This window comes from Paenibacillus sp. MER 99-2 (assembly GCF_023714095.1).
In the GTDB taxonomy this organism is placed as follows: domain Bacteria; phylum Bacillota; class Bacilli; order Paenibacillales; family Paenibacillaceae; genus Paenibacillus.
In genome coordinates, this window is record NZ_JAMAUZ010000001.1 from 2,151,845 (window position 1) to 2,166,877 (window position 15,033).

Annotated in this window: 7 protein-coding genes and 1 riboswitch; all 7 genes read right to left on the bottom strand. The window is 45.8% G+C overall.

The window, feature by feature from the left end; genetic code table 11:
• Positions 1 to 95: 95 nt before the first annotated feature.
• Positions 96 to 7,595 carry a fibronectin type III domain-containing protein gene (locus tag M3636_RS09605; RefSeq protein ID WP_251382282.1) on the bottom strand — a complete coding sequence of 2,500 codons (7,500 nt, stop codon included), beginning with the start codon at positions 7,593 to 7,595 and terminating at the stop codon, positions 96 to 98.
• Between the two features lie 173 nt (positions 7,596 to 7,768).
• Complete coding sequence (locus tag M3636_RS09610) at positions 7,769 to 8,419, bottom strand: carboxylesterase family protein (RefSeq protein ID WP_251382283.1); 651 nt, start codon at positions 8,417 to 8,419, stop codon at positions 7,769 to 7,771.
• On the bottom strand, positions 8,406 to 9,452 hold the full coding sequence (locus M3636_RS09615) for an SDR family oxidoreductase (protein ID WP_251382284.1): 1,047 nt from the start codon (positions 9,450 to 9,452) through the stop codon (positions 8,406 to 8,408). Before M3636_RS09615 ends, M3636_RS09610 begins: the two co-directional genes overlap by 14 nt.
• A gap of 95 nt (positions 9,453 to 9,547) precedes the next feature.
• Positions 9,548 to 9,982, bottom strand: a complete 435-nt coding sequence (locus M3636_RS09620; protein ID WP_164848725.1) for a cupredoxin domain-containing protein — start codon at positions 9,980 to 9,982, stop codon at positions 9,548 to 9,550.
• A gap of 217 nt (positions 9,983 to 10,199) precedes the next feature.
• Positions 10,200 to 11,147 carry an EamA family transporter gene (locus tag M3636_RS09625; protein ID WP_145409377.1) on the bottom strand — a complete coding sequence of 316 codons (948 nt, stop codon included), beginning with the start codon at positions 11,145 to 11,147 and terminating at the stop codon, positions 10,200 to 10,202.
• Positions 11,148 to 11,248: 101 nt separating this feature from the next.
• Positions 11,249 to 11,359, bottom strand: a riboswitch (purine riboswitch).
• A 116-nt stretch (positions 11,360 to 11,475) separates the two neighbouring features.
• Positions 11,476 to 13,689: a DEAD/DEAH box helicase gene (locus tag M3636_RS09630; RefSeq protein WP_251382285.1), complete on the bottom strand. Its 2,214-nt coding sequence runs from the start codon at positions 13,687 to 13,689 to the stop codon at positions 11,476 to 11,478.
• A complete protein-coding gene (locus tag M3636_RS09635; RefSeq protein WP_251382286.1) occupies positions 13,686 to 15,029 on the bottom strand; it encodes an ATP-binding protein in 1,344 nt (447 codons plus the stop codon). The genes M3636_RS09630 and M3636_RS09635 overlap by 4 nt, the downstream gene beginning before the upstream one ends.
• Between the last annotated feature and the right edge of the window lie 4 nt (positions 15,030 to 15,033).

Genomic DNA, 15,033 nt, shown 5'->3' on the forward strand with positions numbered 1-15,033 from the left:
TTATAGCATGAGCGTTTTCGATAGCAAAGGTAATGAAGGGGATGCACTGAAGCTCTTCACGCGCTGCCTTATATTCTTTGTTCCAGTGACAGTGGTTAAGACAAATCTCGATTCATTTCCAGCGTACTTATTAGCTTCTGCAATCGATAAATTAATGCAGCAGCTTCAGCTCTGTTCAGATGCTGCAAAGGACGGAAGCTTCCATCTTCATAACCTGTTAGCAAATATAGTTCAGCGAGCTCCTTCACTTCCTCCGTTGCCCAGTGGGATACATTCACTTGATCTGTGAAGGCAATCCGACCTGATTTTGACTGGGAATTCGGTTCCGAGTTCAGTGCGCGAACTACATTGGCAATGATCTTCGATGCTTGTTCACGGGTCACAAGTGCGTGGGGCGCAAATTTCCCGTTACCCATCCCATGAACCATATCATGTCTGATTGCAGCTTCAATCTCAGGGGCAAACCAATCTTCTACGTTTACATCCTGAAAAGCGTGATCATATTGGGCTGACGTATCCAGCTTCAATAAACGAACAAGAAGTGCCGTGAATTCTGCCCGTGTGATTGGACGCCGAGGTTCAAACCGTGTTTCACTCACACCTTGAATGATGTTTTGTTCAGCAAGCAATGTAATCTGTTCCTTATTGAATATGTGGTCTATGTCTACAAACTTTAATTCCTTTTTGATAGGCAGTGGCGTTTGCTTGTCCTGTTCCTGATTGTTATCCTTGTCTGCTTCTATAACAACCAATGCTGAATTATCCGACTTGTCGGATGAAATCCCGGAAGCACTTCCGTCACCTACGTTTGAAGATGGATACGCTAATGTCGTGACAGATGCGATCTGTCGTTCGCTTCGTTCTCCAGCCTCATTTTCAGTCCAGACTTGTACTTCATAATGCTGTCCACCTGTAAGTCCCGTCCAAGTATAGCTTCGCTCTTTCCCGCGATAAATTTCCCGCCCGTTATACTCAACAACAATCATCTCATTACGGGAATCCAAATTCCATCTAAGTACGATATCACTCGTCCCTCGGGCTACAGCTGAAACCGTAAATTTGTCTGAAGGCAACGTTTCGAATTCTGGCACAGTAATCTGCGAACCATCTCCCGCCTCATTATAAGGAATGATTGCAAAATTGTTATAACGCTCAGCCGTATTCAGCCCTGATAGATGCACGGACGTTTCGGTTGTTGTTGCAAGAAGTTCCTCATCTTGATAGATTCGATATCCAGATGCACCCGGAACGATCTCCCATAGGATATCTGCACCATGCTGTGTACGATCCTGCACGATCGGCTGAGTTGTTGGATCGCCCGGCAAAGTGACAGCATTCAGTTGATAGGCAGCTTCACTCACCCCGGATTCGTTCAACGTGCGGATCGTGTAACTATAGTGACTTCCAGGCTCCAGAATCTGGTCCTCATAAAATAATGCATCTATAGCTACGCGGCTGATTTCTTCGCCATCCCTTTCAATAATGAACTGATCGGCTCCTTGTACATAGCTGTGATCAAACAATAGACGAATGCTATCCTTCGTTGAACGATAAGCAACTTCCGGTGGTGCATCCGGTTTCGTCAGTAGATCATATGATAGCTTCGCCGAAGCATCGCCTTGCTCATTTTCCGTGTACAATTCAACGATATAATTCGTTCCAGCATCTAGTTGATCCATCACCAGCTCCTTCTGCTTGCCTCGATGAACCTCAATTCCATCTAACAACACCACAAATATTTCGTTCGAATACGGAAATTCCCACATCATACTAGCCTGTGTTGTCTCTGGACTCAATTTCATTTCAATCAATTCCACATGGGGCTTGGTATAAAACGGTGAAACGACAATTGGACTCCCCTCACCAGTCGCATTGTATGGAACGATCTGAACGTCAGTATATGGTGCAGCACTCGTAAGATGTTTAAGTTTGAACTCGGTTATCTCATGATCATCTATTGTGGAGATCATTTGATCTCCAATACGAATGATATACCCCTCTGCACCTTGCACCTTCTCCCACATAAGCACAGTCTCCGTCTCGCTAACCTCTTGTGGTAACACTGGATCGAGCGTCGTAGCAGGCAGCGTTTGTATTCCTACGTCAAAGCCGGATTCACTATCCCCTGATGCATTGGAAGTTCTAATCGTATAGGTGTACTTCTCTCCTGGTGTTAGACCACTATCCTCATACGATACTGTACCTGCCGGTACTCTCCCTACCTCAATACCATCACGCAAAATGATTAACTGGCTCGCCCCTTCAGTAGAGCTACCTGTTAGATCAAGGACTACCGATTCATCGGTAATATCTGAGACCGTTACCGTCTGTGGAGAAAGTGGCTTGGTTAACACTTCAATCTGAACAGCTTCTGAACGTTGTCCATCCTCATTCAATGCGACAAGCTCAAGTGTGTAAGCTGTTCCACTCTCCAGATTGACGAGCTGCGCCAGAGATTCAGTCACCGTTTGCGTCTCACCTGTAACCTTGTTTCGAATCTCATAAGCAGTTGCCCCCTGCACCGGCTCCCATTTCAAGCCCATCTCATGAGTGCCATTATTCGTCGTAATAGCTGTGCCAAGAATGGGTTCTGTTTGCGTCGTTACCGAATAGTTGAGTGCTTTCCCTTCACCACTACCGTTAAATGCACGAAGCGAATAGACATATTTAGTACCCGGAGATAAGTGCTTATCCTCGAAAGCAGTTTTGTCAGATTCGATTCGTGCAATAACCTGTCCATCACGTTCAAGGATATATCCATCTGCTCCTCGTACCTCTGATGTGGTCCAATCTATATGCAACCCGGTTGTGTTCACATCGAGTGTTTTCATTTCATGCGGCTGGGCAGGTAAAGTCAGAATGGGCACGTCTACCTTTTCGGAGCTAGTTCCTTGTCTATTCAGGGCTCTCAGCGTATAGGCATACTGCGTTCCTTCCATTAATCCTGGTAAGATCACCCGAGTTTCTCGTCCACGATATATCTCTTGTCCCCCACGTTCAATCACATATTCAGATGCTCCCTCAACTACCGACCATGTTACTTCTGCCTGATGTGCTTCAGGTGTAATTACAAGATTGTCGGGCTGAGTAGGTTGGGATAGATGAATAAGCTGTGCGGACTCTCCCGTGCCTGATTCGTTGACCGCCTGCACTTCTAACACATATTCCATCCCAGGAAGTAGATTCGCTGCAATGTATTCAGGTTCAGAGGTTCTACCCACCTCAGTTCCATTCACACTCACAATATAGTTGTTAGCCGTATCTACCGGCTCCCATTTCATAGCTATACTCGTCTCATCTGTACGTGTAACCGTAAGTCCCCCGGGTCTACTTGGTAGAGTTAGCAGTTCTCCCACGGCATCTGCACCATATCCAGCAGCATTTCCCGCCCCTACCTGATAGGTATAGTGCTTGCTTGCCTGGAGGTGACGTAATGTCAGATGTGTATCGGACATCTCGTAGCTCTGACCATCAATTGTTACTCGATATTTGGTCGCCCCAGATACAGCATCCCAGCTTACAACCGCACCTGTCTCTGTTAGTTGATCCGCACTTAGTCCTGAAGGAACTTCAGGAAGTGTTGTGCCTGTAATAGAAGTCGACACTCCCTGTCCACTGATATTCACTGCCTGCACTTGCAGCTCATAATTCATTCCAGCAACAAGTCCTGTCACAACCCATTCCTCTGTTCCAGAAGGAGCTGTATCCTGCTTAACTCCATTTACATAGATCGCATACTGATCCGCGCCTCTAACACCATCCCAACTCAAACGTAAACTGCTGGTTGTCGAATCGCTAATTCTTAACGCCGTAACTGCGTCAGGTAATGTCATTAATGTACGAGTTGTTGATGCTGGTCCCTGTCCAGTTTCATTCTCCGCTACTAACTCGTAACTGTACGCCGTGCCGCTCTCCAACCCCTTGTCTTCATATTCCGTCTCTGTTCCTTCGTAGACGTTTATTCCTTCACGGGAGAGCAGATAAGATGTAGCAGAAAGAACGTTGTCCCAAGATAGAGATATCTCATGCTCTCGAATCTGCACAGCAGTTAATTCGCCAGGTACGCCAGGTAAAGTAAGGAATCCTATCCTGCTACTTCGCCCAGCACCCGTTCCATTACTAGCCGTGACCGAAATGGTATGCACTGTACCTGGGATGAGATTGGTTAGGTAAGGAACATGGCTTGGATCGGAAACGGACTGATCATATACAAGTTGACCATATGCAGTTTCAGCAGTAACACGGTAAGCCGATGCGCCCTCCACAGGTTCGAAGGAGAGCTCAGCCATGTCTGGCTGGGACTCCACCTTGCGAATTTGCACCGATTGAGGCGCTGCTGGAAGTGTCAATACCTGCAATAATACCGCTTCGCTCGTCCCTGTATGATTTCGGGCTACCACCTCATACTCATACGTATGACCTCCACTTAGACCCGTATCGACGAAGGTATGTCTTGGATAATCCAATGTCCACGACTGACCTGTCGTTTTATTATGAATGTTATAATGATATCCGTCCGTGTAGGAATCTCCCGTGGGTAGATCGATGGTAAGTTCCGCTGACGTTTCGCCAACTTGTGTCATAGTTACCTTTCCAGGTCTCAATGGTTTACGCTGAATCTGATATGGTGCTGATACGGTCTGATATGTATTTCCTGCATGGTCAGTTGCTCTGACATGGATATACCAGATGCCTTCTGAAGTCAATTCAACAGTCTGTTCATCTGAAATAGCCTCGAACCAGTCCTCTGGTGGTGCTTCACTGCCTGTTATTTTATATAATCGTTTTGACTCATCTATGCCTGAATCAGCATCTTCAAACCGGATCGTCGTCGAAATATCAGTGTCTGTCCATTGTTGTCCATTAGGTGAGAATGTAACGCTAGGAGCTGCCTGATCAATGTACACCTCACGTGTGCTGACTTTACCAACGTTACCCACAGCGTCTATCGCTCGGGCTCTTAAGGTTGTGATTCCATTGGTACTTATGACACCGCGATCTCCAGTAATAAATGACTCCCCATCAAGGCTGTACTCATACGTAATGTCTTGTTTGTCTATGCTACCTCCAAGCGTAAATTCTACGGGATTCTTGCTCCATCCGGATTGTGCTAATGTGATTGTTGGTTCCGTCGGAGCAGTCTTATCTATTCGAATGATTGAATTCGCTATACGGCTCACATTACCGACGAGATCCAATGAACGCGCATATACCGTTGTCTCTCCTTCATGAGAAACTGTAATTTCACCAATGTAGTCGATCCATGGCCCCTGTTCGTTTAATCGATACTGGGTTTTGCTTAGCCCACTTCCGTGATCCTCTCCACTAGTTATCACTATCGTAACATCATGGTTCGTCCAGTTCTCTTCACTTAAAACAATCTTGGGTTCCTCCGGCCCTGTCTTGTCAATCCTCACCTTGGACGATGATAGGGAACTAATATTGGTAGCATAGTCTACACTACGTGCTTGAATTTCGGTAATGCCTTCTATATCTATCGTAAAAGGTTCCTTATAAGAAATCCATTCTCCTTCATCACCTAACCTATACTCCGTGACAGCAACACCACTTGCTTCATCTCTGCCTTCCGTCAAAGTTACCGTTACTCCGGACTTCGTCCACCCTGGAGGGTTTAAAGAAATTACTGGCGCTGTTGGAGCAGTACGATCGACTCTTGCCCACACCGATGTCTCCTGTCCGATATTACCGAAAGTGTCGATGCTTCTTGCTGTAATGACCGTCTTTCCTTCAAAAGAAACCGTAAAAGGCTCGTTATAATCTCGCCAATCTTCCCCTATACCAACCTTCACCTGCGTCTTCAAAATACCACTTAACTCGTCGCTTCCTGGTGTAATCGTAATCTGAACATCTTCCTTAGTCCACGAAGAAGGATGAGCAACAACCGTTGGAGCTGTTGGCCCCGTCGTATCCTTCATGATCTGTCCTGCAGACTGAGAGGCTGTCTGGATACCTGCGCCGTTAATGGCGGCAACGAAAACCTCATATCTACCATCGGCTAGCCCTGTCAATGTAAGGTCTGCTCGGGTGTTCGTCGTCTCACCTGTTACAAGCACTTGCCCACTTGATGTGCGAATTTCAGTTTTGTATTTCGTCCCGGCAGGATTACCATTCGAACCCCAGCTAGCTATAACGGAGTTTCCAGATTGCGCTACACTAGCATCCGCTGGAATATTAGCATGAGTGAATACAGTAGATGGGCTTGAAAAACCTGTGTAGGTACCGCTTGAATTTTTGGCACGTACTGCAAATGAATAATTCGTATTCGGTGTCAGTCCTGTGATCTGCCGACTATGTAGTGAACCTGTGTCGTAGCTCTGATTGGTTGTTAGATTCTTCAGTTCGTATGTAACTGATGAGTCATTCGCTTTTTTGTCCCAGCTTGCAAGTAGACTATTGTTGTTAACAGAGGTAAACGTCGGTGTCCCGGGAACGACGAAACTCCGAACCGTAAAATGTACCGTTCCTGCCGAAGACACTCCTCCTTTGTCATCCATAACCCATACCTGCAACGTGTGTGTCCCATCGCTCAGTGTATTAGGTAAAGTATACGTTGTATTAAAACTCTGATTAGCTCCCGTAGCTCGGATCTGTGTCAACGTATTCTCTTCTCCTCCGTCTATCGACCATTTGACCGTCAACAGATCTCCAACATCGGTATCTCGGGTTGTACCAACAATCTGAAGCTGTTCCCCCTTATAATATGTCTGACCCGTTGAAGGTGCAGTCAAGGCAAACGAAGGTGGTGCATTCTTGGGACCAATGCCTACAATCGTTGAAAATTTGCGAGACGTTTGATTAGCTACTGCCTTACCATCCCACCAGAATTGTGCAGCCGTATCACTCGCCGTTACAGTCTGTCCTGGAACAAACGTCGAAGGGTGCTGACCTCCTGTGAGCCGGGCACTATCTGGACTGCTGTATTGACCCATGTAGATTCGATCTGCATCCACCACATTGTACGTATTGGCATAAAAAGCCGTGACCTGTACGCCTCCACTATAATTGCGCCAACCGTTCTCAATCACCTCAAACGGCGAGGCATCATTACCATTCACCATCGTATCCCAATAGAACGTGCCTCCGAGATTCATCGCTGAACCACTGCGATTCACAGCTTCCAGTTCAACCTTCATATAGCCTCCTTGAGAGGTCGCATTTACGATGGATACTCGCAAAATATACTCCACGTTATCCTTTTGCCTTGACATCTCGATCACATTGTTGTGGATTCGATAATAGTTGAGCGGCAAGGATTTGAAATTAATGGCTGTGCCATTATGGTCAATAATAGTGGATACATTGCCTGTATCACCACCATAAAACACATTGGTATTAGGCAGTAATACTATTCTGTATTTGCCCTCACTATTCATCTCCACCTTCACTTTGGAGGACTGAACTGCCTTCATGCTTGCAGTATCCGATACTACACCGATCGTCTCCACAGCTTCAGCCATCACAGCAGTTGAACCAATCTCATACATCAAGGCATGAGGAGATAATAAAGCAAATGCAAGCACAACTTTGGTAAGCTGTTCAGCTTGTTTCTTCACACGTTTATTCGATTTAGCCAAGCGTCTGCTCTCCTTTGGGTACACCAAAAAAAGGAGGCACCCCAACAAAGGACTAAGTCCTCTGCTGGGGTGCCTCCCCTAACCAGTGTCATTTTTTCTTGATTATAACGATTCACTTAACGAATGTAAATACTTAATCACGGTGTAGCTATATCAAATCTAACTAGATTGAACTATAGAGAATGTTGAAGAAACCACTTGTACAGATCAGGATTATTGTATGTTTCAGTCCAAGCATCGTGACCACCCTCAGGGTAGACGGTAAGTTTAACATCCGCGTTCAAAGCAAGGAGTGCATCCACAATTCCTTGTGATTCCGAGAGCGGTACCACATCATCCTTAGCACCATGAAAAGCCCAGATAGGTAATCGTTGTAATGCAACTGCCTTGGCTGGATTACAACCTCCACAGATTGGTACTGCAGCCGCAAAAACGCCCGGATAGTCAGCAGGTAGATGCCATGCACCATATCCTCCCATACTTAAACCAGTTAGGTATACCCGTTTGGGATCGGCCGCATAATTGGCCAGTACATATTCCACAATGGCTATAACGGCTTCTTTCTCATTGGCCCAGAATTCGTCCTCTGGACATTGAGGTGAGATAACGATAAATGGGAATTCTTCATCCTGTTCTACGATCTGAGGAAGACCATGCTGCCGAAGCTGGTTCAAATCCGTTCCACGTTCACCGGAACCATGGAGAAATAGAATGACGGGCCAAAGGTCGTTTGTTTCTGTAACCGTTTTGGGAACATGAAGTAAATAATCCATCGTTACAGTCTTCTTAATTTCTTTGATCAATCGATGGCTATTCTGAGTCATGTCTACCCCCCCACAATTCATTTCTAATCTTAAGTAACGCTTCGTCCAGCACACCAACGACCTTGTCACACCATGCATCGAACTCTGGATCTTCTTTTTGAAGCTCAGGATGGGCAAGAATATGCTCAACAGTGTTTCTAATGCCTTGATCCGCGCGCGTTGTTGCTACGAACTCCGGTACCAGCCTTTTGAGCTTGCTATTATCAAATACAACGGTATTTGCCTTGTCGCCAAGTAATCCTCCTCGAAGATCCTGATCACTGCAGCCAGCCAGGAACTCGGAGGATACGTGTACGGCATGAAGCTTAACGCCAAGCGCACTCGCAATGATCTCATAGATCTGATTCCACGTGACGGATTCGTCCGACGTAATATGTACGGATTCTCCGATCGCATGGATGTTGCCCATCAGACCGATGAAGCCTTTTGCAAAATCGCTATTGTGCGTTATGGTCCACAGTGACGTGCCGTCACCATGAATAATCACCGGTTTATTATCAAGCATACGCTTAAGCACCTGCCAGCTACCTTGCGCACCATGAACACCTAAAGGTACGGATTGCTCGTTATACGTATGACTTGGGCGTACAATTGTTATCGGAAATCCTTGCTCCCGATATTGCTTCAATAGATATTCCTCACAAGCAATCTTGTTGCGAGAATATTCCCAATACGGATTGGATAATGGCGTGCCTTCCGTAATTCGATAATCTGCAAGCGGGGTCTGATATGCTGATGCAGAGCTAATAAATATAAATTGTTTGGTTTTGTCCTTGAACAGCCGATAATTTCGCTCCAACTGTGCGGGTACAAATGCAATAAAGTCTGCCACCACATCGAAATTCAGATCGGCAATCAGCTCTGCTACTCGTGCTTCGTCATTGATATCCGCTTGCAATACCTTCACTTCCGCAGGAAGATTGGCATTTCGATTCCCTCGATTGATGAGATATAGCTCCCAGCCCTGCTCGGCAAGTTGAGTTGTTATGGCTGTACTGATTGTTCCTGTGCCTCCAATAAATAGCGCTTTCATATTTGCACCTCCAGATGGAATATATGACTCTACCATGATATCATGCATGCAAAAGAGGAGCAAAGATTCGGTTACCCGAACCCTGCTCCTTCATTTTAGACAACTTTGATTTTTCCATAAATCATATACATACCGCAATGGATTTGGTATTCACCTGGTTTTAAATCAGGATCGACCGTGTAGTAATTATCACCCTTTTGCATGTATAGATCCATGCCAAGATCACTGGACAACAATGACTTAACATGCGTAACTTGCCGAGTAAGAATAAAATTAATTTTGGTAGGAACCCCCGCCTTTACTTCAATGACATCTGGGCCAAAACCATCGTTACTTACACTCACATCAATAACTTCAAATCCCTGCAGATCTTCTGCTGTCTCGGCTTTAGCTGCATTCGCGGCTTTGGCGCTTTCCGAACCCGGGGACATATCTTTACCCATAAAAAACACTAGAAACGAACCAAGTAAAACAACTACAGCAAGACCCAACGTTAACATTGGCCAAGCTTTACGGATCCAACTATTCATATCAACGCTCCTCTTTCCATCATTCATTGCTCAAGCACACGTTTTAAGCATACCTGATTCATCTCAAAATTAAAATGACTCCAGTGGGCTATAGCCAGCTTCAATGCCGGAGCAGTCATGCATTCTCAATCGAAAACTTAGTTTATAAATAGAAAAAAGCCTGATTATTCAGGCTTCTTCAGGTAAACTCGTTCATTTTTTATTAAAAATGACTATTTCATGAATATGATGGCGAGGTTCGTTTTAACCTCAGTTTGTGCAACTCAGGCAAGGCAACGCCAAGTAACACCACAATAACCCCGAACCATTGCAATACGCTAACATGCTCATGAAGAACAATCGCCGAGAGTAGCACCGCAACCGGAAGTTCTACCGCACCTAGTATGCCTGCCATATCCCCTCCAATATGCGGAACGCCAATGGCGAACAGTACTGGTGGAATAAAAGCTCCGAAGAATCCAAGCAAGAAGCCAAAGACGAGCAACTGGCTCCAGATCAAGCCATTAAACAAAAACGTCGGTGGAAACAGAATGCATAGTAGAACTAAACCGCCAGTCACCATCCATGCACTGCGAAATGCAGGATGCGCTGAAGGAACTGCTTTTCCACTGAATAAAACAAACAAAGAATAACTTACAGCCGCCATAAGTCCCAGTGCAATCCCTAGACCACTAAATTCACCAAGACCCTGTTCGAGGAAACCTGCAGCCAGCAATGTCCCCCCAAAGAGGATAACTAGTGTGAACAGAGTGACTTTATTCGGACGTTGTCGCTTGCTCACAGCCTGAATCAATACGCTAATCCATGTGAATTGAAATAATAGGATAATGGCAAGTGATGCCGGAATGTATCGCAGTGATTGATAATAAACCAAACCGGTAATTACCGTCGGTGTGCCAGCCGCCATAAGTATTAAACGCTGTTTCCACGTTAATTTCTGAAAAACACGAGTTGGTGCAGATGACGATTTACCTGCGTTATTATGTTTACGTTTCATGTTAAATCTTGTGTATAGTGCCAGCATCCACGAAAGAATGAACCCTGTAATCAGTTGTGTGCCCACAACCTCACCTAACTTATAGCCTTCACCATAAGCCAGAACTACAATCGTGGATAATATACCGTAACTCATTGCTCCCGCAAGAACAGATAGATAATATTTCATTGATGAACAAACCTCCTGATGTTCCAACAATCAATTTAAATAAACCCTGCTCAGAAAGACACATCCAAAATGCAAAAAAATCCTAACTACGTGCAAGGAATACATGAATCCCTTGGCATCGTAGTTAGGAAGTATAGGCTTCCCGTAGAGACCCTCGCCCTGTGTACACTTTCGGCCTGCGAGGTTATACGAAATAAATATGCTTTTGTGATGTGTTCTTCTGTGACGACTTTTCATATATTACATGGGAGGTGAGATGGTGTCAACCCTCTTTTACAAATTTAAAATGGATAACTTATGTTGTACAATCTCTTACGCCCTACATATGTTATACGTCCGTTGTATCCCATTCCAGCGTTTGCTGTAAGCCTGATTGTAGTCCAGGCAGATCCAAACCATCCACCGCAAAAGCATCGCGAATTAATGGCGGAGCTACAAACTCATCGTATTTACCAAGGTATGGTGCTTCATCCTCAGCAAGCAACGCAGATGCATCCTCAGCTGCCCGGCATTCGCTCATGATTTCAGCTAACAATGTACGTGCATCAACTTGGCCAGCGACGACAAAATAATAAGGCTCCATTGGCACCACAGACCGTAAGGCTAACTTGGTTGATAGATTATGCTTCATAAGACGCTCTAATGTACGAAATGCTTTGCTACCTACCCAGGGCAATACATAATGTGAATCACCGCCTGCTGGTATGACGACTTGCTTCAGTAATCCTGTCTCACGAGCCAATCTACGCGCCCGCTCTAGTCGATTCACTGCCTGTGGTGATAGATACGGATAGATGACTGAACTCGACAACACTTCTCTCATTTTCTGAATCACCATCGTATGAATATCGCCGCCTGCTCCAAGCCATAATGTATCCACTTTGCCCTTCGCTGACTTCACGTATACAGACTTATGCTTACGATCTACCTCTTCAACCTTCCACAGTTTCCCTGCAAGAGAGAAGCAGTAGCCTGGTGGCGGTACAGTCGTAATGGAGCCTATTTCTTCCGAACCATTCAACACTTTATGCTCTTCATCATCCTTGAAGACGGCGTAGAAACGATAATTATTTACCGTTTTCTCCCCCGTTAATCCAATAATTAACGTCTGCTCTTCTGTCCACTGCAAATGATCGGTATCAATCAGATAATTTAGAAAGACGTGATACTGACTGCTGTTGATCTGGGAAAAAGGAGCAAGCGAAAGGACAGCCTCCGCCAGCTCTCTAGGTTCGGCTTCCCCCATGCTCTTGAGCATACTCATCGTTTGGTGATAGAGCACCCCCATCGGCATTTTACGAGCCTCAAGTGGTTCAACCCACTTCGTCTTCACATATAATTCAATGACTGCAATCGCACGAAGTAACGTCCACGGCATACATGCAGGGAGCTCAGCATCCTCCGCCTCTTCCTCTGGGCATACAAATAACATCTCCGAAGCCATATCATCCCGTCGACCCGATCGTCCTAGTCGTTGAACAAAGCTCGACGCACTGTAAGGCGCACCAAGCTGCACAACCCGCTCAAGTTCTCCAAGATCAATGCCGAGTTCCAGTGTTACGGTTGCTGCGGCTACCGCTGGCCCTGCCCCTGTTCGCAAGGCAGCCTCCGTCTCTTCTCTCAGCATCGCGGATATGCTGCCATGGTGGACGTGGAATACATCACGTTCCTGCCTTCTCGCTGCAACTCGACGTAGCTCAAGGATGGTAACTTCAGCATCAGTCCGACTGTTGGTGAAGACTAAGGCCTTCTTCCGATGGGTACTTTCATAGATAAAGTCATAATACGCTTTACGGGCATTATGCAGATGCTCAGCCTGTTCCTCATCACGGGCATCCGGGAACGAGAAATGTTCAACCCGTAGGCGCAATTTTCGGCCACCTGGTGAAGAAACGACATCTACGCCTTGATCTGTTCCGGCTGCAAGCCAAGCAGTTGCCGCATCGTAATCGCTGAGAGTTGCGGATAACCCAACACGGCGAGGCTTACAACCTGCCATACGTTCAATGCGAGCCAGCTCACTCAGTACTTGAATACCCCGATCTGCTCCCATAAAAGCATGCACTTCATCAATAATGATATACCTCAGGTCATGAAACAGAGCTGGGATGGCATTCGGTCGATTCATCAACAGACCTTCCAGGGATTCCGGTGTAATCTGAAGTACACCCGACGGATTTCGCACCAAACGTGTTTTCTCCGCTTGAGCCACATCCCCATGCCAATGCCACACTGGGATGTTACCTTCAGACAACAAATCCTTCAGCCGTTCAAATTGATCATTAATCAATGCTTTTAACGGTCCGATATACAAAATTCCAACCGACTTAGATGGACGTTCGTACAATTCCGTTAGCGCAGGGAAAAAAGCCGCTTCCGTCTTGCCAGAGGCTGTGCCCGCTGCAATCAACATATGATGTGGCGTATGAAAGCAAATATTGCACGCTTCGATCTGGGCTGGACGAAGAGACTCCCATCTTTTTTTATATATAAATTCCTGGACAAACGGCGCTAATCGATAAAAAGGGTTCGCTTCGCTCATAACTCAAATTCCGCGAGAAAGTCATCCAGCTCATCTGCAGATGATGATGAACCGCTTGTTTTGCCCGATCCGTCGGGTTTAGCAGCTCGCTCTCCAAGCAATTGTGTATATGTCACTTCAGGATTCTGGTGCAATGTGTGCAGCACATCCATAAAATCTCTCACCACTTCACGGGTAGTGAGCATTTCATCGGCACCAAGTCGGTTAACTGCCATTTGCATAAAATCAACTAATTCGTCATCGTGTAAACTTGCAGTATAACCAAAATGCAATGCATGAATCTGGCGAAGCTTCTGTAGTAGAATTAGAATTTCCTCATGAGATAACATGGATAGCTTCAAGATTGGTCCCGTATAATTGGCATAATCTCTTGTTGCATAACGGCCGTCAATCAGTCTGGAACGTAGCGCTTCATAACTGAACAACCCTCTACGTTCATCCTCCACAAACTGCGGGGTTCCTCCTACAAAAATGCCCAGATGCTCTGCCTTACCCTGCATCGTATCATTAAACATCGTGAGCAGCTTCTCATAGTTACTCTGACGCGATACGCTATTTGTAATTTTGTACAGATTAACTGCCTCATCAATAAACAACAGCAAACCTTTATATCCGATTTTGGCGATGAACTCAGACCATAATTTGAAATAATCATACCAGTTATCATCGTCAATGATTATGCCAACAGCCAGTTCTTTCTTGGCTTCTGTTTTGGTTGCATATTCCCCTCTTAACCACCGGAGAGCTGCTTGCTTCTGATCATCGTCACCGAGCTTATAGCCGTTCCAGTACGAGGCCAGTACTTTAGCAAAATCAAATCCATGAACCAGATTCTGCATCTCATTCGTTACGGCATAGATCTGTTGCTCTACTTGCAGGGCAAGTGCTGGATCGTCTGGTCTTAATCCGTTATTTTGCATCGTTTGCTGCTGCAGTGCTGCAATCCATTTCTGTAAAATAGGCTCCAATGCGCCGCCATCCGGCCGTGTACGTGTAGACAGGCGGGTCATCAACTCACGATATGTAGCCAGTCCTTGACCTTTGGTTCCTACAAGTCTTCGCTCAGGGGACAGGTCAGCGTCCGCCACGACAAACTCTCGATCCATCGCATAATTGCGAATCATTTGCAAAAGAAAGCTTTTACCACTACCATATCGACCTGTAATCAGTTTAAATGCAGCGCCGCCTTCTGCGATATTGTCCATATCTCGCAAAATTGCCTCTACTTCAGGCTTCCGGCCAACCGCAATCTGCTCCAGTCCAATTCGCGGCACAACACCCGCCGTTAAGGAATTGACAAGAGCAGTTGTGATTCGTTTCGGTATTTTAAGTTCTGTCATTACA

Bases quoted from the DNA above. Each gene is read 5' to 3' on its own strand.
- M3636_RS09635 (WP_251382286.1), bottom strand. From the start codon at position 15,029: ATGACAGAACTTAAAATACCGAAACGAATCACAACTGCTCTTGTCAAT.
- M3636_RS09620 (WP_164848725.1), bottom strand. From the start codon at position 9,982: ATGAATAGTTGGATCCGTAAAGCTTGGCCAATGTTAACGTTGGGTCTT.
- M3636_RS09630 (WP_251382285.1), bottom strand. From the start codon at position 13,689: ATGAGCGAAGCGAACCCTTTTTATCGATTAGCGCCGTTTGTCCAGGAA.
- M3636_RS09615 (WP_251382284.1), bottom strand. From the start codon at position 9,452: ATGAAAGCGCTATTTATTGGAGGCACAGGAACAATCAGTACAGCCATA.
- M3636_RS09625 (WP_145409377.1), bottom strand. From the start codon at position 11,147: ATGAAATATTATCTATCTGTTCTTGCGGGAGCAATGAGTTACGGTATA.
- M3636_RS09610 (WP_251382283.1), bottom strand. From the start codon at position 8,419: ATGACTCAGAATAGCCATCGATTGATCAAAGAAATTAAGAAGACTGTA.